Origin of the sequence: Mesorhizobium montanum (genome assembly GCF_033977145.1) — a bacterium.
Taxonomy (GTDB): domain Bacteria; phylum Pseudomonadota; class Alphaproteobacteria; order Rhizobiales; family Rhizobiaceae; genus Mesorhizobium; species Mesorhizobium montanum.
Genome location: NZ_JAVIJF010000005.1, coordinates 158,421 through 176,541 on the forward strand (window position 1 = coordinate 158,421; position 18,121 = coordinate 176,541).

The 18,121-nt window shown below is 63.8% G+C and carries 19 protein-coding genes; 8 read left to right on the forward strand and 11 right to left on the reverse strand.

Annotated elements, in window-relative coordinates:
* Positions 1 to 140: 140 nt before the first annotated feature.
* Positions 141 to 764 carry an FMN-binding negative transcriptional regulator gene (locus RFM68_RS08610; RefSeq protein ID WP_320232298.1) on the reverse strand — a complete coding sequence of 208 codons (624 nt, stop codon included), beginning with the start codon at positions 762 to 764 and terminating at the stop codon, positions 141 to 143.
* A gap of 76 nt (positions 765 to 840) precedes the next feature.
* Here RFM68_RS08610 and pdxR point away from each other — a divergent pair, with 76 nt between their 5' ends.
* Positions 841 to 2,268 (forward strand): MocR-like pyridoxine biosynthesis transcription factor PdxR, encoded by a 1,428-nt coding sequence (gene pdxR, locus RFM68_RS08615; protein ID WP_320232299.1) that lies wholly within the window; start codon positions 841 to 843, stop codon positions 2,266 to 2,268.
* A gap of 30 nt (positions 2,269 to 2,298) precedes the next feature.
* Here pdxR and RFM68_RS08620 read toward each other — a convergent pair whose 3' ends face one another.
* The 6 genes from RFM68_RS08620 to RFM68_RS08645 all read right to left on the reverse strand — a co-directional run bounded on the left by RFM68_RS08620 (position 2,299) and on the right by RFM68_RS08645 (position 7,465).
* Entirely contained in the window at positions 2,299 to 3,216 is a 918-nt protein-coding gene (locus RFM68_RS08620) for a MurR/RpiR family transcriptional regulator (protein ID WP_320232300.1), read from the reverse strand.
* A 9-nt stretch (positions 3,217 to 3,225) separates the two neighbouring features.
* Positions 3,226 to 4,284: a C45 family autoproteolytic acyltransferase/hydrolase gene (locus tag RFM68_RS08625; protein WP_320232301.1), complete on the reverse strand. Its 1,059-nt coding sequence runs from the start codon at positions 4,282 to 4,284 to the stop codon at positions 3,226 to 3,228.
* On the reverse strand, positions 4,274 to 5,002 hold the full coding sequence (glnQ, locus tag RFM68_RS08630; protein ID WP_320232302.1) for a glutamine ABC transporter ATP-binding protein GlnQ: 729 nt from the start codon (positions 5,000 to 5,002) through the stop codon (positions 4,274 to 4,276). The genes RFM68_RS08625 and glnQ overlap by 11 nt, the downstream gene beginning before the upstream one ends.
* Positions 4,999 to 5,655: a glutamine ABC transporter permease GlnP gene (glnP, locus tag RFM68_RS08635; RefSeq protein ID WP_320232303.1), complete on the reverse strand. Its 657-nt coding sequence runs from the start codon at positions 5,653 to 5,655 to the stop codon at positions 4,999 to 5,001. Before glnP ends, glnQ begins: the two co-directional genes overlap by 4 nt.
* A gap of 68 nt (positions 5,656 to 5,723) precedes the next feature.
* Positions 5,724 to 6,476: a glutamine ABC transporter substrate-binding protein GlnH gene (gene glnH / locus RFM68_RS08640; protein WP_320232304.1), complete on the reverse strand. Its 753-nt coding sequence runs from the start codon at positions 6,474 to 6,476 to the stop codon at positions 5,724 to 5,726.
* A gap of 161 nt (positions 6,477 to 6,637) precedes the next feature.
* Complete coding sequence (locus tag RFM68_RS08645; protein WP_320232305.1) at positions 6,638 to 7,465, reverse strand: beta-keto acid cleavage family enzyme; 828 nt, start codon at positions 7,463 to 7,465, stop codon at positions 6,638 to 6,640.
* Positions 7,466 to 7,545: 80 nt separating this feature from the next.
* Here RFM68_RS08645 and RFM68_RS08650 point away from each other — a divergent pair, with 80 nt between their 5' ends.
* Both RFM68_RS08650 and RFM68_RS08655 read left to right on the forward strand, forming a co-directional pair.
* Positions 7,546 to 8,436, forward strand: coding sequence for a MurR/RpiR family transcriptional regulator (locus RFM68_RS08650; RefSeq protein WP_320232306.1), 891 nt, complete (start codon positions 7,546 to 7,548; stop codon positions 8,434 to 8,436).
* Positions 8,433 to 9,758 carry an aspartate aminotransferase family protein gene (locus RFM68_RS08655; protein ID WP_320232307.1) on the forward strand — a complete coding sequence of 442 codons (1,326 nt, stop codon included), beginning with the start codon at positions 8,433 to 8,435 and terminating at the stop codon, positions 9,756 to 9,758. The genes RFM68_RS08650 and RFM68_RS08655 overlap by 4 nt, the downstream gene beginning before the upstream one ends.
* A 90-nt stretch (positions 9,759 to 9,848) precedes the next feature.
* Here RFM68_RS08655 and RFM68_RS08660 read toward each other — a convergent pair whose 3' ends face one another.
* Together RFM68_RS08660 and RFM68_RS08665 are read right to left on the reverse strand one after the other, a co-directional pair.
* Positions 9,849 to 10,670: a L,D-transpeptidase gene (locus RFM68_RS08660; RefSeq protein WP_320232308.1), complete on the reverse strand. Its 822-nt coding sequence runs from the start codon at positions 10,668 to 10,670 to the stop codon at positions 9,849 to 9,851.
* Between the two features lie 172 nt (positions 10,671 to 10,842).
* Complete coding sequence (locus RFM68_RS08665) at positions 10,843 to 11,505, reverse strand: haloacid dehalogenase type II (RefSeq protein ID WP_320232309.1); 663 nt, start codon at positions 11,503 to 11,505, stop codon at positions 10,843 to 10,845.
* Positions 11,506 to 11,656: 151 nt separating this feature from the next.
* Here RFM68_RS08665 and RFM68_RS08670 point away from each other — a divergent pair, with 151 nt between their 5' ends.
* From RFM68_RS08670 to RFM68_RS08685, 4 genes are all read left to right on the forward strand, one after another.
* Positions 11,657 to 12,535 (forward strand): branched-chain amino acid aminotransferase, encoded by an 879-nt coding sequence (locus RFM68_RS08670; protein WP_320232310.1) that lies wholly within the window; start codon positions 11,657 to 11,659, stop codon positions 12,533 to 12,535.
* Positions 12,536 to 12,706: 171 nt separating this feature from the next.
* Entirely contained in the window at positions 12,707 to 13,309 is a 603-nt protein-coding gene (locus RFM68_RS08675) for a superoxide dismutase (protein WP_320232311.1), read from the forward strand.
* A gap of 253 nt (positions 13,310 to 13,562) precedes the next feature.
* A complete protein-coding gene (locus RFM68_RS08680) occupies positions 13,563 to 14,000 on the forward strand; it encodes a c-type cytochrome (RefSeq protein WP_320232313.1) in 438 nt (145 codons plus the stop codon).
* A gap of 6 nt (positions 14,001 to 14,006) precedes the next feature.
* Entirely contained in the window at positions 14,007 to 14,954 is a 948-nt protein-coding gene (locus tag RFM68_RS08685; RefSeq protein ID WP_320232314.1) for a cytochrome c, read from the forward strand.
* Positions 14,955 to 14,966: 12 nt separating this feature from the next.
* On the opposite strand, the gene RFM68_RS08690 is transcribed toward RFM68_RS08685, so the two are convergent.
* Both RFM68_RS08690 and RFM68_RS08695 read right to left on the reverse strand, forming a co-directional pair.
* Positions 14,967 to 15,356, reverse strand: a complete 390-nt coding sequence (locus RFM68_RS08690; protein WP_320232315.1) for an SET domain-containing protein — start codon at positions 15,354 to 15,356, stop codon at positions 14,967 to 14,969.
* 100 nt (positions 15,357 to 15,456) lie between these two features.
* Positions 15,457 to 17,556, reverse strand: a complete 2,100-nt coding sequence (locus RFM68_RS08695) for a S9 family peptidase (RefSeq protein ID WP_320232316.1) — start codon at positions 17,554 to 17,556, stop codon at positions 15,457 to 15,459.
* Between the two features lie 103 nt (positions 17,557 to 17,659).
* On the opposite strand from RFM68_RS08695, the gene RFM68_RS08700 reads away from it, so the two are divergent.
* Complete coding sequence (locus tag RFM68_RS08700; RefSeq protein ID WP_320232317.1) at positions 17,660 to 18,028, forward strand: SH3 domain-containing protein; 369 nt, start codon at positions 17,660 to 17,662, stop codon at positions 18,026 to 18,028.
* The last annotated feature ends 93 nt before the right edge of the window (positions 18,029 to 18,121 follow it).

The following is an 18,121-nucleotide window of genomic DNA, read 5'->3' on the forward strand; positions in this document are numbered from 1 at the left end:
CATCTCCACGATCAGCCGCTCGCGCCCGGCCAGGGAGTTCTACCAGTTCGGGGTCGTTGAACTGACCAGCTCGATAGCGGTCGACGATCCTCACCGCCTCAACGGTGCGGAGAAGGACGCTGTCCCAATCGGCGCGCCCTTCATACCGGAATGAGCGGCGCAACCTCGCGGTCGGACGGCCGATCGCTTGCCGCCAGGCCGGCCAGCACCCCGGCGCGATCGGCTGCGTTGCGGTTCTGGCTCATCTTGCGCTTGCCTTCGAGCCTCGCGATCGGCATGCGCAGTCCGACAATGCCCTTCAGCTGCGACTGGATGAAATCCGCCGGTGCGTCCGACACGGCCCAGGGGGCCATGCGCTCGCCTTCATGCAGGTTGGTCAAGCGGGTCACGACCTCGAGCAGCCTGTCGGCATCCTCGAAGAATTCGATCGGGCCATGGGCGTGGACGGCGACATAGTTCCAGGTCGGGACGACCTTCCCGCTCTCCTGCTTGGTCTGATACCAGGCCGGCGTCACATAGGCATCCGGCCCCATGAACATCGCCAGGCCATCGCCCAGCACTGGCACGCGCCATTGCGGGTTTGCCTTTGCGACATGGCCGTAGATCACGCCATGCTCACCTTCGCTCTCGTCGAGAAAAAGCGGCAAGGACGTTGCCAGCGGGCCTTCCGCCGTGGCGGTGACTAGAATTGCCAGCCGCGCGGCGCGGATCGTGGCCCTGAGGCTCTCCTTGTCCTCGTCGCGGAAGGCGGGGGGTGTGTACATGGCAAAACTCCTTGCTTTGCTTGTGAAAATGCCCGAAATCTGGCTTGCTTAGAATATCCAGTTTCGTAGGTTTTCTATGGTCCAGTTGCAGCAGGATGGCGTCGCGCGACGGATCATCGTGGCGATCAAGGAGCAGATACACGGCGGCGCCTACCGGCCAGGCGACCGCTTGCCTTCGACGCGGGCCTTTGCCGCCGAGTGGGGCGCGTCGCGCACGACAGTGATGGCTGCCTATGGCCAGCTCAATGCCGAAGGCTATCTGATCATCCGGCACGGCGCACGGGCGATCGTGGCTGCGGGACTGGAGAGGGCGTCAGGCGAGGCGCCGGTCGCGAGTGCTTCACCACTGAACCTCTCGGCATTCGCGCGGCGACTGCTGGCTCTGCCTTCGCCGACGCAACATCAGCCGGCCAAGATTGCGGATTTCCGCTATGGCGACCTGTCCGGGGCGGACTTCCCGGTGCTGGCCTGGCGTCGCGCGTCGAACAAGGCCATTCTGCGCCGCGCCGCGCGGCTGCGCTATGGCGACCCGCAGGGTTCTTCCGTTTTGCGCAATGCGCTCCAGGCCTATCTCTGGCGGGCTCGTGGCATCAGCTGCGCACCGGACCAGATCGTCATCGTCAATGGCTCGCAGCAAGGGCTCGACCTATGCGCGCGGCTTTTGCTCGACCCCGGCGACCGGTTCGTGATCGAGAACCCGGGCTATGTGCTCGCACGCCATGCTTTCTTGGCGGCAGGTGGCGTCGCCGTGCCGGTCGCGGTCGATGGGGACGGTCTAAGGACGGATACGTTGCTGCCGGCCCGTCTGGCTTACGTGACGCCTTCGCACCAGTTTCCGCTCGGCGGCGTGCTTTCGGCAACGCGGCGGCGTTCGCTGCTGGCCTGGGCCAGGGCGGGAGGCGCCTGTATCGTCGAAGACGACTACGATGGCGAATATCGTCACGACATCGCTCCCATTCCCCCTCTGCAGACCCTCGACGCGGAGTCCGTCGTCTATGTCGGCACGTTGTCGAAAACGCTGTCGCCCACCTTGAGGCTCGGCTATCTCGTCGTCTCCGCCGGTCTATCCCGGGCCTTCCGTGAGGCGAAACGCTTGACCGACCGGCATGCCCCGATGCTGGAGCAGGACACGCTGGCCGAGCTTTTGGCGAGCGGCGGCTACGAGCGCCATGTGCGCGGCATCCGCAGAAGGAATGCCGAGCGAAGGCAGGTACTGTTGCAGGCCTTGGCTGATCGTCTCGGTCCGAAGGTCGTCGTCGAGGGCGCCGAGACTGGCCTGCATGTCGTTGTCTGGATGAAGGGTATAGCCGCCGAACACGAGGAGGCGATCATCGCGGCGGCGCGCGCCGCCGGGGTTGGTCTCTATCCCGTATCGACACTCTACGATCCGGCCGACTCCCGACCGCACGAAGCCGGGTTCATTCTGGGTTACGCCGCGCTTGATGCGGAGGCATTGCGACGCGGCGTTGCGGTGCTGGCAACGATACTCGGCGAGCACCGCTGACGATCTGAAGCCTCAGCAGACCGCCATGCGTCAGCCCACTTCGATGTTCATCTCCGCGATCAGGCGCTCGCGCCCGGCGAGCGAGTTCAGCGCCTTGTCGCCCAGTTCGCGGGCAACGAGATTGAGCAGCGCTTCGCAAAAGACGACATAGGCGCCCATGCTGTTCGAGTAGAAACTGCTGGCGTGCGGGATGAAGAATGCATGCTCGGCGGGAGGCACGAGCGGCGAAGATCGTGAATCCGTGATCGCGATCACGCTCTGGCCGTTCGCCGCCGCGATTCGGCCTACCTCGGCGACGCTGCGCGTGTAGGGCGCGCAGCTTGCGACGATGACCACGTCGCCCCGGTCGAGCTGCGACAACGCTTCGGCGACACCGAGGCGCGGCGCATCCAGAAGCGCTACATCCGAGCGCACCATCCCAAGGCAATAGGTTAGGAAGCTCGCCAGCGAATGGAACTGGCGAACCCCGTGCACGCGCACGCGCCCCGCGCTTGCCAGCAGCGTGGTCGCGCCCTTCAGCGAGGTGCCGTCCAATTGGCCGAGGAAGCCGTCGACATTCGCCGCGGTTTCCCGCGCCAACTGCTCGAAGACCTCGACTTCGGCGCCACCTATCGATGGCGTCGTCATCAGCCGTCCCGCCTGTCGGCTGTAGAAATATTGCTGGTCATTGGCGATGGCCTTGCGGAAGACCGCCTGGAAATCGCTGAAACCTTCGAAGCCGAGACGCTTCGCCAATCTGGTCAGCGTCGACGGATTGATGCCGAACTGGTTGGCAAGCTCCGAGATTGAACGGACGGCCGACTGTTCTGGCGCCTCCACCAGCTTGGCGAACACGTCATGCGCCTTGGAGCCCAGCGAAAACCCTGCTTCGTCGCGGCCGACCGAGAGCGCGAGCGCTCTCAGGTCCTCGATGGTGCGCGGCGGCTCCGCGACGGCTTCCTCTGGCATCGTTCCTGTTCACCTCGCGACAGGGACCAGCCCATCCCGCATGTCGAAGCGAGCCGCTTCGTGCTGTCCATCGTAGACAGCCCACTCGACCTTGTCAGCCCCGACGCGGAAGACAGCGCTTGCCATGGTGTTCTCGACGTCGCTGTCGGCCGGATCGGTGCGGTAGATCGGTAGCTCCGGGTCGGCCGCGTCCCAAAGTATGCCAAGCGCCCGGCCTTTCGGTTCCGCCTGGGGTGTCAGGCCGAGCAGCAGTTCGCCTCGCCTTTGGCGCACGCCGGACGAACCGGTGACGATCTGCGACATGCGGCCGGTGTCGGCATGGATGAGGTGGTTCGAATGGACACGCGCCGTTTCGACTTGATCGGCCGACAGCGCTTGCGCCGTAAACTCGACGCTGAGCAGCCGCTCGTCGGCGGCTTGCGCCAGGGTCAGGTGGAAGGCGCCGGCACGCGGCACCGATCTGAGCACAGCCAACGCCGCATCCAGATCGGGCGCATCGAGTATGGCACGGGCGAGGACCATGCGCGGGGTTCCCGCGCCGCCGGCCAGCGGCCTGATGTTGTTGACCGTCTGCACCAGCCCTTTCGACGTTGCCGCGAACGTATGGCCGGGCAGCGAGCCGGGATAGACGAAGGCGGTGAATTCGTTCCCGCCTTCCGATGCGACATGGGCGAGCGCGCAATCGCCGGCAAAATCCGGGTCGCCGTCCTCGTTATGACCGATGACATGCGGGGAACCAGGCAATTGCACTGTCGTGCAGCCATCCGGCGCCATTGCCCAGATGTCGCCGCGACAGTTCCACAGGAAGACATCGTCGAAAGCCAATTCGAGACCGGCGGCGAGGCCCTGCAACTCGGCCCAGTATCGCGGAAACCGCTCCCGCACGATCGCCGCCATCGCGCCGATGCGGGGATCGGCGCGGCGCGTGTTGAGCTCGCGCCATGCGCCGGACGTTCGGAAATGGTCGTTGAGCGCCGCCTGGCCGAAGCGCCCGAGGGCGGCTCCGACATCATGGGGCGACCCCGCGACATCGATGAAGGAAAGCCGGCGGCCGGCATCATGCGACATGCTGGAGAAACTCTTTCAAGCGAGGGTTTTGCGGGTTTGCAAGCAGTTCCCGCGGCTCGCCGTCGACAGCGATCTTGCCGCCTTCCATGAAGATCAGCCTTGTTCCGACCTTGCGGGCAAAGGCCATCTCGTGGGTGACGACGATCATGGTCATGCCTTCCTCCGCCAGCGCCTGCATCACGCGCAGCACTTCGTGCCTGAGTTCCGGATCGAGCGCCGAGGTCGGCTCGTCGAACAGCATCAGCTTCGGCTTGACGGCAAGCGCGCGGGCGATCGCCACACGCTGCTGCTGGCCGCCGGAGAGCTCGCTCGGATAGTGATGCGCCCGGTCGGCGAGGCCGACCTTGGCCAGCATTTCCAGTGCCTGCTTGCGTGCCTCCTGCCGCGTTTCGCCGCGCACGCGGCGCGGACCGAAGGCGACATTCTCGAGCGCCGTCATCTGCGGAAACAGGTTGAACTGCTGGAAGACCATGCCGGCCTCCTGGCGGATCAGGCGGACCTTGCGGCCGCCGGATTTGACGCTGATGCCGTCGACCACGAGGTCGCCGCCGTTGATCTCCTCCAGAGCGTTGATGCAGCGCAGTAGCGTCGATTTGCCGGAGCCGGAGGGCCCGATCAGAACGACCTTCTCGCCGGGCTCGATCGACAGGTCGACCTGGTCGAGGATCGTGACCTGGCCGAAGCGCTTGGTGACCTTTTTGAACTCCACGATGCTCACAGGATGCGCATCCTCTTTTCGGTCAATCTGAGGATCAGGGTGAGCGTGCCGGTCATGACCAGGTAGAATGTCGCCACGGCCGACCAGATTTCGACGGCGCGGAAGTTGGCCGCCATGATTTCCTGGCCCTGCCGGGTGAGTTCGCCGACGCCGATGACGATGAACAGCGAAGTATCCTTCAGGCTGACGATGAACTGGTTGCCGAGCGCCGGGATCATGCGGCGGAAGGCGAGCGGGCCGATGATGTAGACAAGCACCTTCCAGAACGGCAGGCCGAGCGCCAGGCCGGCTTCGCGCAACCCGCGATGGACGGAGAGAAACGAGCCGCGCACGATCTCGGCGATATAGGCGCCGGCATTGATGATGATCGCCATGATTGCCGCCGCCAGCGGGTTGATCCGGATATCCGCCAGGATCGGCAGCGCGAAATAGATGAACATCACCTGCACGATGATCGGGGTGCCGCGTATGATCTCGATGTAGATCATGGCGATGGCGTTCAGCACGATGTTGCCGTAGGCGCGCGCCAGCCCGGCGGCGAAGCCGATGACAAGGCCGCCGGCAAGCCCGGCGAGCGCGATCAGCACGGTGAGGCGGGCGCCCTTCAACAACTCGGGCAAGGCCTGCCAGATGACGGACCAGTCGAAATCCATGAGAGCCATCCTTCAGGGAAGGCACGCCGGCATGCCGGCGTGCCAGGATATCGAGGGAACCCCGGTGATCAGCTCTTCGGCGGCTCGGCGCCGAACCACTTCTTGTAGATGTCGGCGTAAGTGCCGTTGGTCTTCAGCTTGGCGATCGAGGCATTGACCTTGGCGACGAGCTCGCTGCCCTTCGGAAAGGCGATGCCATATTGCTGGGCCATCATCTGCGGACCGACGGTCTTCACTTTCCCCTGGCCGTTGGTCTTGATGTAGTAGAGCACGTTCGGGGTGTCGTGCATGGCGGCATCTGCGCGCCCGGTCGCGACCTCGAGATAGGCGTTATCGCTGTTCGGGAACAGGCGCAGCTCCGTGCCCTTGAAATGTTCCTTGGCGTAGTCGGTCGCCGACGTGCCGGTCTTCACGGCAAGCGTCTTGCCGACGAGATCCTCCGGACCCTTGATGGTGCTGTCGACCGGCACCATGAGCAGGAAGCCGCTGTCGTAATAGCCGTCGGAGAAGTCGATGACCTTCTTGCGCTCGTCCTTGATGGTTATGCCCGCCAGCCCGACGTCGACCTGCTTGGTCTGCAGCGCCGGGATGATGCCGTTGAAGTCCATCGGCTGCAGCGTGTAGGTCACGCCGATATCCTTGGCGATCGCGGCCCACAGGTCGATGTCGAAGCCGACATATTTGTCTCCTTCCTTGAATTCGAACGGAACGAAGGCGGTGTCCGTCGCCACGATCAGGTCGTCGGCAAAGGCCGGCTGTCCGAGAGCGAGCGTTGCTGCGACGGCAGCGGCGGCGGTGAGGCTTGCAAGTGTGAACTTCATTTTCGGGTTCCCCTTTTTGTTGGAATTGCCCGGGAAGACTAGCACCGTCGATCCGGTACCGCAAATCAAAACTGCATCTAATAGTAAAATGCATTTGATATTTGCATCATGCGGCAATGATTGAACCTGACGGGGATGCCCGTCAGCGAAATTCAGATGCTTCAGGCACCGTCCCACTGGCCTCTAAGCGTGTCCGCATTGGCGAGGGTGAGCCCGCAGGCTTCGACTGCCCGCCTGGTGGCCGCGACGAGGTCCTGGTTTCCGGAAGCCAAGGCACCACCGGGCAGGAAGAGATTATTCTCGAATCCGACGCGCGCATGCCCGCCAAGCAGCGCGGCCGCCGTCACGCATGCCGTCTCCTGGCCGCCAAAGGCGCAAACCATCCAATGGCCAAAGCTCGGAGTGTCGGGCGCCAGGAACGGCAGCAGGTCTGCGGGTCGGGATGTCTGCCCAACCGTGTAGCGGCCGAGCACATAGAGAACAGGCAGACTGTCGAAGGGGATGAGGCCGCGACCGGCGAGCGCTGCGAGATAGGTCGCCTCCTCGGGGGTATAGAGGATGATCTGCGGCGTGACCTTCTCCGCTCGCAACGTTTCGAGGAACGAGGCGAAAGCCGCTTCATGCGTCTGGTCGGGCACGAGTTCGCGCAAGGCCAGCGAAACCGCTTCGGGGCGGACTTCCAGCGCCACCTGCATCTGCTGCTCGGGCCGATAGATACCCAGTGCCTCGCTGGTGATCTGGACGATAAGCCTTTCGCCGACGCTTGCCCTGATCGCCGCGGTCGTGGCCCGGTAGGCCTCAGCGTCGAGCAGGTGTTGTCCGTCGCGGTCGCGGACATGGACATGGATCATGGCGGCGCCGGCCTCGAGTGAGGCCGCAGCTACGCGTGCCAATTCGTCCGGGGCAATCGGCAAGGCAGGATGGTCGGCCTTTGTCCGTCTGCCACCATTTGGCGCCACGGCGATCGCAACGCGATTTTGGTTCGGCATGGACAGCTCCATTTGGTGCAATAATGAAGTATTTGCAACATATATTGCATGATCGCGCATTCGCGTCTATGGTTTGCGGCATGATCCGCGCGCCGCTCACCGATGCCATCGTCGAAGTCTTCGACACGCTGCCTTCGCAACTCCAGGACGCTGCGCGCTATCTCCTCGACAATCCCGAGGACGTCGCGCTGCTGTCGATGCGCGAGCAGGCGCGCCGCGCCGGCCTGCAGCCCTGGACGATGGTGCGCCTGGCCAAGCGGCTTGGCTTTGACGGCTACGAGCCGCTGCGCTCGCTCTACGCCAATGCAATGCGGCAGGGCGAGCTCGGCTTTGCCGGCAAGGCCGGCAAGCAGCTTGCCCGCCAGTGCGAGGTCGGCGACCGGGCATTGGCTGGCGAGATGGTAAGGTCGCTGTCGGAGCAGATCGCCCAACTGGGCGAACCCGAGCGGCTCGATACCCTTGCCGCGGCGGCCGAGCGGCTCCACGCCGCGCGCCGGATATTCTGCCTTGGACTGCGCTCCAGCCATCCGGTCGTCGCGCATTTCGGGTACGTCATGTCCTTCCTCGGCGAGAAGGCGGTGATGCTGGATGGCGCGTCGGGAACCGGCACGGACGCCATCCGTCTGGCGACCGCGGAGGACGTGCTGTTTGTGGTCAGCGTCGCGCCCTACACCAGGCTGACCATCGATCTCGCCCGCCGCGCCGCGGCTAACGGCGTGCCGGTAATCGCGCTCACCGACAGCGTCGTATCCCCGCTCGTTGGCTTGGCCGCGCTCGCGGTCCTGGTTCCGACGGAAAGTCCGTCCTTCTTCCATGCCATGTCGCCGGCCTTCGTCGTCGGAGAAATCCTCGCGGCGCTGATCGCCGGCAAGGGTGGGGAAAAGGCGCTTGCCGCCATCCGCCGCACCGAGGACCAATTGTCCCAACTCGACATCCACATCTTGCCGCCGCGCGGCCGGAGGAAATCATGACCCATATCCTGCATCGCCAGATCAAAGCCGTGCTTCCGGTCGCCAGCGGCGGCAAGGGCATCGAGCTCTTCGATACCACCGGGCGTGCCTATATCGACGCGTCCGGCGGCGCCGCCGTTTCCTGCCTCGGCCATGGCCATCCCGATGTCATCGCCGCCATGCACCGGCAGGCCGACACGCTGGCCTATGCCCACACCAGCTTCTTCACCAGCGACGTCGCCGAAGCCTTGGCCGACCGGCTCGTCGCCGACGCGCCAGCCGGCATCAGCCATTGCTATTTCGTCTCCGGTGGTTCGGAGGCGGTCGAGGCAGCACTGAAGATGGCGTGGCAGTATTTCGTCGAGATCGGCCAACCGCAGCGCCGCAACATCATTGCGCGCAAGCAGAGCTACCACGGCAACACGCTCGGCGCGCTTGCGACCGGCGGCAACGAATGGCGCCGCGCCCAATTCCGGCCGCTGCTCATCGAGACGCATCACATCGATCCATGCTTTGCCTATCGCTTCCAGGAGGCCGGCGAGTCGGACGAGGACTATGCCGCCCGCGCGGCCCAGGCGCTCGAGGACAAGATTCTCGAACTCGGACCAGAAACGGTCATGGCCTTCGTTGCCGAGACGGTCGTCGGCGCGACGGCAGGCGCGGTGCCGCCGGTAGCGGATTACCTACGTCGCATCCGCCAGATCTGCGATCGCCACGGCGTGCTCTTGATGCTCGACGAGGTGATGTGCGGCATGGGCCGCACCGGAACGCTGCATGCCTGCGAGCAGGATGGCGTCGCGCCCGACCTGATGACGATCGCCAAGGGGCTGGGCGGCGGCTATCAGCCGATCGGCGCGGTCTTGCTGAGCCAGAAGATATTCGACGCCTTCTCGAATGGCTCGGGCCTTTTCCAGCATGGCCACACCTATATCTGCCATCCGATGGCCTGTGCTGCGGCGCTCGCCGTTCAGGAGGTCATCGCCCGCGACAGGCTGCTCGACAATGTAAAAGCCATGGGCGCGCATCTGGCGCGCCGGCTCGGCGAGCGCTTTGGCAACCATTCCCACATCGGCGATATTCGCGGGCGCGGCCTGTTCATGGGTGTCGAGCTGGTCGAGGACCGTTCGACGAAGCAGCCCTTCGATCCGAAACGGAAGCTGCATGCGCGTATCAAGAAGGCCGCTATGGCGAACGGCCTTCTCGTCTACCCCATGGGAGGTACGATCGACGGGGCCAACGGCGACCATGTCTTGTTGGCGCCCCCGTTCATATGCGACGTCGCGGCCATCGACGCCATCGTCGAGCGCCTCGACGATGCCGTCGGTGAGGCGTTGCGGAGCTAATGCAATGTCGCCCAAAAGTGCGCAGCGGTTTTGGGATAACGACATGCACGCAGAGGACGGCTTGTCGCCGCCAACCGACGCCCCTGCAGATTAGAAAATCTCGTTGGTGAGCTTCTTCACCGGACCGAGCAGGATCGAGCCCGTCGGCACGCCGTTGTCGATCGGGATGGCCTTGCGCTCCGGCATGTCCTCTTCCGGCGCGCCGATATTGGCCGTCACGACGACCGGCGTCTTGGTTGGCACCCGGTCGTAGAGGTCGATGATGTCCTGGTTGATCAGGCGCACGCAGCCCGAGGACACCGACTTGCCGATCGACCACCATTCGGGCGACCCGTGCAGGCGGTAGAGCGTGTCCTGGTTGCCCTGGAAGAGGTAGAGCGCTCGGGCGCCGAGAGGGTTCTTCAGGCCACCCGGCATGCCGCCATTCTTGGCGCTGAATTGCGTCAGTTCCGGCTGGCGGGCGACCATCTCGTCCGGCGGCGTCCATTTCGGCCACTTCTGCTTCCACTGCACGACCGCGTCACCCGACCATTCGAAGCCGGCGCGGCCGAGGCCGACGCCGTAACGGATCGCCTGGCCGCCCTCGCGCACCAGATAGAGGAAGTGGCCGGTGGTATCGACGACGATGGTGCCTGGCCGCTGCCCGGTCGGATCGGGAACGATCTGGCGCAAGAATCTGTGGTCGATCTTGTTCACCGGAATGGCCGGCAGGTCGAAGCCATTGTCGGACATCGCGCCATACATCGTCTCGTAATCGCCGAGCGGCGGCTCGACAGAGGCCGGCGGTGGCGGCTGGATGGGGGCAGGGCCTGGACCGGTGGTGGAACAGGCGGAAACGGCGGCCGAAGCAGCGCCAAGGGCTGTGAAATTGAGGAAGCCACGGCGGCTGAGGCGGAAGGAAGCGTCTGACATGGTTGCCTTTTCTAGGTCTTAATTCGCAAGAAAGCATGAACCCGTTGGCACATCGCCGGCGGCATCCATAACAGTCGGCGGCGATAGGCGGTTCCAATTCTGGCCTGAGGGTGGACAGAAAAAGGCGAAGCTGTGACCGCGCCACAGCTGTTGCGCTGCAGCAACAGCTGTGTCAGGCGCCGGCCAGCAGGCCATCGAGCGAAGGCAGGATCAGCCCCGGGGGGAAGTCGCGGTACTCGTCCGGCTGGTTGGTCCGGTTGATCCAGACCGTGCGGAAGCCGAATTTGGTGGCGCCCGCTATGTCCCACCGGTTCGACGACTGGAACGACACCGCGCCCGGATAGAGCCGCCAGCCGGTGACCACCATGTCATAGACCGACGGGTCGGTCTTGAACTTACGCACCGCATCGACCGAGAACACGTCGTCGAGGATTTGGTCGAGGGCGGCTGATTTGACCGCGGCGTTGAGCATTTCCGGCGATCCGTTGGACAGGATTGCGAGCTTCGCGCCCGAAGCCCTGAGCGCCTTCAGCACGGCAGGCACCTCCGGGTAGCAGTCGAGCCGCCAATAGGCTTCGAGCAGCCTGGCCTTGAGCGCCGGGTCGGCCGAGGGCACCTTGCGCAGCGCGAAGTCGAGCGACTGCTCGGTCAGTTGCCAGAAATCGGCATATGAGCCCATCAGCGTCCGGACCCAGGAATATTCGAGCTGCTTTGCGCGCCAGATTTCGGAGAGCAGCTGACCGTCCGGGCCGATCTCGCCGGCATGGCGGCGCACGGCGGCATGCACGTCGAACAACGTGCCATAGGCGTCGAAGACATAAGCCGCGTGGTGCATAGCTTGAGTTTTGCGGTGCGCCGGCGCGCCGCGCAAGCGCTGATTGCACTTAAGTACCGCTGGCCTCAACGATTTTTGGCCATGTCGGTTGACGCCGGCCGCCAAAGCATCGTCCAATGACGGCATCAAATCATCGATCTGGACGGTGAACATGACACTGGCTGCAGCGGCGCAAACCGCGACTTGGACCTATGTGGACGGCGACTGGTACGAGGGCAATGTCGCGATACTGGGTCCGCGCAGCCATGCTATGTGGCTCGGCACCAGCGTCTTCGACGGCGGCCGCTGGTTCGAGGGCGTGGCGCCCGACCTCGAGCTTCATTCCGCGCGCGTCAATGCCTCGGCGACGGCGCTTGGGCTTAAGCCTTCCATGACCGCCGAAGAGATCTTCGGGCTGACCTGGGACGGGCTGAAGAAGTTCGACGGCAAGACCGCCGTCTACATCAGGCCGATGTACTGGGCCGAGCATGGCGGCTATATGGGCGTGCCGGCCGACCCGGCCTCGACCCGCTTTTGCCTCTGCCTCTACGAATCGCCGATGATCCCGCCTTCCGGCTTTTCGATCGGCGTCTCGCCGTTCCGGCGCCCGACCATCGAGACAATGCCGACCAACGCCAAGGCCGGCTGCCTCTATCCCAACAATGGCCGCGCCATCCTGGAGGCCAAGAACCGTGGCTTCGACAATGCGCTGGTGCTCGATATGCTGGGCAATGTCGCCGAGACCGGAACCTCCAACATTTTCCTGGTCAAGGACGGCCATGTGATGACGCCGGCCGCCAACGGCACGTTCCTGTCGGGCATCACCCGTGCGCGCACCATCAGCCTGCTCGGCGACTACGGCTTCAGGACCACCGAGAAGTCGCTGTCGGTCCGCGATTTTCTCGAAGCCGACGAGATATTCTCGACCGGCAACCATTCGAAGGTCGTGCCGATCACGCGCATAGAGAACCGCGACCTGCAGCCCGGACCGGTGGCCAAGAAGGCGCGCGACCTCTATTGGGAATGGGCGCACTCGACTTCCGCCGCATGAGCCGCTCTGCCTCTTTAATTTTACGCAATTCCTGACGGAAAACCGTTTCACACTTTTCCTGGAATTGTTCTAAAAATCGCCCGGCGCTCCATTCCGGAGTTGCCCTGACCCATTCCAGACCTATCTTAGTTCGGCAGTATCACCGGACTTTTCCTCGAGGGAGTACCATCCATGGCTTTTGAGTTGCCCGCCTTGCCCTATGACTACGAGGCCCTGCAGCCTTACATGTCGAAGGAGACGCTGGAGTATCACCACGACAAGCACCACAAGGCCTATGTCGACAACGGCAACAAGCTGGCCGCCGAGGCCGGAATGGGCGACCTGTCGGTCGAAGAGGTCGTGAAGCAGTCCTTCGGCAAGAATGCCGGGCTCTTCAACAACGCAGCCCAGCACTACAACCACATCCATTTCTGGAAGTGGATGAAAAAGGGCGGCGGCGGCAACAAACTGCCGGCCGCGCTGCAGAAGGCCGTCGACAGTGATCTCGGCGGCTATGACAAGTTCAAGGCGGATTTCATCGCCGCCGGCACCACCCAGTTCGGTTCCGGCTGGGCCTGGGTCTCGGTCAAGAACGGCAAGCTCGAAATCTCCAAGACCCCCAACGGCGAGAACCCGCTCGTTCACGGCGGCGCGCCGATCCTCGGCGTCGACGTTTGGGAGCACTCCTATTACATCGACTACCGCAATGCGCGGCCGAAATATCTCGAAGCCTTCGTCGACAGCCTGATCAACTGGGACCACGTCCTGGAACTCTACGAGAAGGCCAAAAGCTGATCAGTTTTGTTGAAAAGCCCCGGTACGCCGGGGCTTTTCTTTTTCGGGCGGGAGCAACCCCAGGTCAGGCAGCAAAAATGGTCACGGCGAAGGGGAATAATCCCACTGCCTCGCCCGTTAACGTTCAGAGCAATTCCAGGAAAGTGTGGACCGGTTTTTCGTCCGGAATTGCGCCAACAAGGAGATAGAGCATTTCACCGTGAGACGGCGAAATGCCTCAGTCGCGAATTCTCTTCACCATGGAGCCAATTGAATGAGAAAGCTTGTCATCGCCATCTCTATGCTCGCCTTTGCCGGTTCGGTCGCCTCTGCCGATCCGATCCAGGATCGCCAGGCCCTGATGAAGGAGCGCGGCAAGCTGGCCGGCCAATTGTCGAAGGTGGTCAAGGGCGAGGAGGACTTCGACGCTACCGCTGTGCTGACCATGCTAAAGGCCCTGCAGGCCAATGCCGAGAAGTTCGATGCCGAAAAGATGTTTCCGGCCGGCAGCGACAAAGGCGACACCACGGCCGCGCCGAAGATCTGGGACGACATGGCGGGCTTCAAGGCCGCCGAGGACAAGTTCCTGGTCAACGCCAAGGAAGCGGTCGCCTCGCCGCCTGGCGATGTCGACGGTTTGAAGGCGCAGCTCAACACCCTTGGCGGCGATTGCGGCGCCTGCCACCAGAGCTACAGGATCAAGAAGAGCTGATCGCCTATGGCCTGGCTGAAAAAGCTCGTCGGCGCCGTCATCATTCTGGGTGGCGCCGGCGCGGTCGCCGGCTGGGTTCTGTCGGCGCCCGTCAGGCTTGACGCTGGGACCCTCGCACAGCTTGGCCCCGGCGACGCTACCCGCGGCAAGCGCATCTTCTTTGCCGGCGGCTGCACCTCCTGCCACGCCAAGCCGGGATCGCAGGGCGATGCCCGCTTGCAACTGACCGGTGGCCTCGAGCTCAAGACGCCGTTCGGCACCTTCGTGCCGCCCAACATCTCGCAGGATCAAAAGGACGGCATCGGCGCCTGGAGCGAGGAGGACTTCGCCAATGCCATGCTGAAAGGCGTTTCGCCTTCCGGCGAGCATTTCTATCCGGCCTTTCCCTATGCGTCCTACGCGCGCATGAAGCCGGCCGACGTCGCCGACCTCTACGCTTTCATGAAGACGCTGCCGGCGGTTGCCGGCAAGGCGCCGGATCACAAGCTTTCCTTCCCCTTCACCATCCGCCGCGGCATCGGCCTGTGGAAGCGGCTTTATCTCAGCCCCGAGCCGGTGATCGCGGTGTCCGACGGCACGCCCCACAAGGTTCTGGCCGGTCGCTATCTTGTCGAAGGGCCGGGCCATTGCGGCGAATGCCATACGCCGCGCGATTTCGCCGGCGGGGTCAAGAAGAGCGAGTGGCTCGCGGGCGCGGTGGCCGCCGAAGGCTCAGGCATCGTGCCCAACGTCACACCCGGCGGGCGCGGCACCAAGGACTGGTCGGAAGCCGACATCGCCAATTATCTCGAGACCGGCTTCACGCCCGAGTTCGATTCCGTCGGCGGCGCCATGGTCGACGTGCAACGCAACATGGCCCAACTGACCGCCGACGACCGTGCCGCGATCGCCGCCTATCTCAAGGCCGTCCCGCCGCATCCGAACGGCTATCCGGCGCGCAAGCCGGCGAGCTGAACTGCGCGCGGATTACGCGTGGCGGTCGCCCAGGAAGTCGAAGCCGGTTTCGAAAAAATGGTTGTAGTCGCAGGTCAGTTCTTCGCCGGGCGCGATGTCGCGCAACGCGTAGGTCTCCTCGGGCGACGAGACGTCGCAGTTCGGCTCGTCGGCGTGGTTCATGTAGCGCGCGTCGTCGGCCTCGAACACGATGAAGTTAGGATCGCGCCGGTCGGGATAGGAATAGCGGTCGAGATAGGACTTCACCGGTCCGCTTTCACCCTCATAGGTCTCCACGGGTATGCACCGGTCGAACCTTGGATCGAGCTTCCAGATCAGCGTGCCGCGCGGGATGTGGTGCTTGGCGAAGACACCGATGCCCTGGATGGGCGATTTGTCGAGATAGACGTCGACGAGCAGCATGGCGGACCCTGGCGAATGGACAAACCGTGCGACCTGGAAGGCCGCGCCTGAAAGGACGGCGCATTGCGTAACGCGAGGCCGTCGCAATTGCGAGTAAAAATCAGACCTTGCCTGTCACTTTCAGGGCATAGGCGTAAATGTAGGCGATCTCCTCCAGCCGCGAGAACCGGCCTGACGCGCCGGCATGGCCGGAATCCATGTTTATCTTGAACAGCACAGGGTTGCCGCCTGCCTTGCGTTCGCGCAGCCGCGCCACCCATTTCGCCGGCTCCCAATAGGTGACGCGCGGGTCGGTGAGGCCCGCCAGCGCCAGGATCGGCGGATAGTCGAGCGCCGCGACATTGTCGTAGGGCGAATAGGCCGCGATCGTCTTGTAGTCGTCGGCTGAGGCGATCGGATTGCCCCACTCCGGCCATTCCGGCGGCGTCAGCGGCAGGCTGGCGTCGAGCATGGTGGTCAGCACGTCGACGAACGGCACCTCGGCGACGATGCCGCCGAAGCTTTCCGGCGCCATGTTGGCGATCGCGCCCATCAGCATGCCGCCGGCCGAGCCGCCTTGCGCGACGATGCGGTCATGTTGCGTGTAACGCTCGGCGACGAGATGGCGGGCGCAGGCGATGAAATCGGTGAAGGTGTTCATCTTGCGGGCGCGCTTGCCGTCGTCGTACCAGCCGTAGCCCTTGTCCTTGCCGCCGCGCACATGGGCGACGGCATAGACGAAGCCGCGGTCGACCAGCGACAGGCAGTTGGTGTTGAAGGCCGAAGGAACCGTGATGCCGTAGGAGCCGTAGCCATAGAGCAGGCAGGGCGCGGAACCGTCCAGCGGCGTGTCGCGATGGTATAGCAGCGAGATCGGCACAAGCTCGCCATCGGTGGCCGGCGCCATCAGGCGGCGGGTGACATAGTGCTCAGGATCGTGGCCGGAGGGCACGTCCTGCGTCTTCAAAAGCACGCGTTCGCGGCTGCGCATGTTGTAGTCGAAGATCTGCGCCGGCGTCGTCATCGACGAATAGGTGAAGCGCATTACTTCGGTGTCGTATTCATAAGAGCCGGAGAGGCCGAGCGAGAAGGCTTCCTCGTCGAAGGAGATGAAATGCTCCTCGCCGCTGGCGCGCTCGCGCACGACGATGCGCGGCAGGCCCTCCTTGCGCTCGAGCCTGACCATGTGATGCTTGAAGCCGAGCACCGAGAGGATCAGCCGGCCGGGCTCATGCGGCACCAGTTCCTGCCAGTTGGCGCGCACCGGATTGTCGACCGGCGCGGTCATGATCTTGAAATCCTTGGCTCCGTCGGCATTTGTGAGGATGAAGAAGATGTCACCGCCTTCTTCCAGGTCGTATTGCAGCCCGGTCTCGCGCACCGCCACGGGCTTCGGTTCGGACGATGGGTCATTGGCAGGCAGCAGGCGGTATTCCGAAGTCTCATGGTCGTTGATGCCGATCATGATCCAGTCATTGGCGCGCGTGCCGCCGACATCCATGAAGAAGCCCGGATCGGTCTCCTCATAGATCAGCCGGTCGTTCTCATGCTTGTCGCCGAGCGCATGGAAGAACACCTTTGACGGGCGATGGTTGTCGTCGAGACGGGTATAGAAGAAGCCGTCATCGCTGGCATTCCACACCCCGCCACCACCCGTATCCGGGATCTGATCGGCAAGTTCCTCGGCGCTGGCAAGTTCGCGCACGCGCAGCGTGAAGAACTCCGAGCCCTTGTCGTCGAAGGCCCAGAGCAGCTTCCTGTGGTCGGCCGAATGGTCGACGCCGCCGAGCCGGAAATAGGCCTTGCCTTCGGCTTCGGCGTCGCCGTCGAGCAGGATCTCGTCGGCGCCGCCGTCGCGCGGCGTGCGGAAATAGCGCGGCTGCTCGCCGCCCAGCCGGAAGGACGAGCCATAAGCATAGGGGCCGTCCTTCATCGGCACGGATGAATCGTCTTCCTTGATGCGCCCTTTCATCTCGGCAAACAGCTTGCCGCGCAGGTCCGCCGTGCCGGCCATCAGCACGGCCTGATAGGCGTTTTCAGCCTCAAGGTGTGCGCGAATCCGACCGTCGAGCAGGGAAGGGTCCCTGAACACGGCTTGCCAGTTGCCGGCCCGCATCCAGGCATAGTCGTCGCTGCGGGTAATGCCGTGATGCGTGTCGGAAACCGGGTGTTTCTCGGGGATCGGCGGGCTGGCGGTCGGGAAGGCGGAAGCTCTGGTCATTACGTCTCGCTGCGGAATTTGCTTGAATGACGAATGAACACGCCGCTCGGTGGCGGTTCAAGGGGCGCGGTTCAAGGTGGTTTAGCCAAGTTGAGGGGGAAAGATGAAATCCCGCTTTTCTATCGCAATGTCTGTTGCCGTCTTCGCGGCGGTTCTGGTTTCTTCCGATCAGTCTCATGCAACCGTCTTTGCCGCCTGGCAAGTGGCGGGCGTGCCGCTCGGCGACACGCTGAATGCCCGAAAATATCCTTCCGACGCATCGCAAAAGCAGGTCGCGTATCCGAACGGCACCGTGCTGCAGATGACAGGCCGCTGCACCGGTGGCGTCAACCTGCTCGATATTGCCCGGCAGCCGCAATGGAAGCAGCGCCAGGCTATCCGCTATCGCTGGTGCGAGATCTGGCACGACCGGGCGCAGAATGGCCATTTCGTCACCGGCTGGGTCTACGGCAAATATATCGCGCCTTATTGAGGGATCCCCGTCACCCAGTCTTGTCGGCCTGCTGGCAGGGCGAGGTCCCGCGCTTCGTTGCGCCGCAGGATTCATCGTGCTGGGGCAATAGGC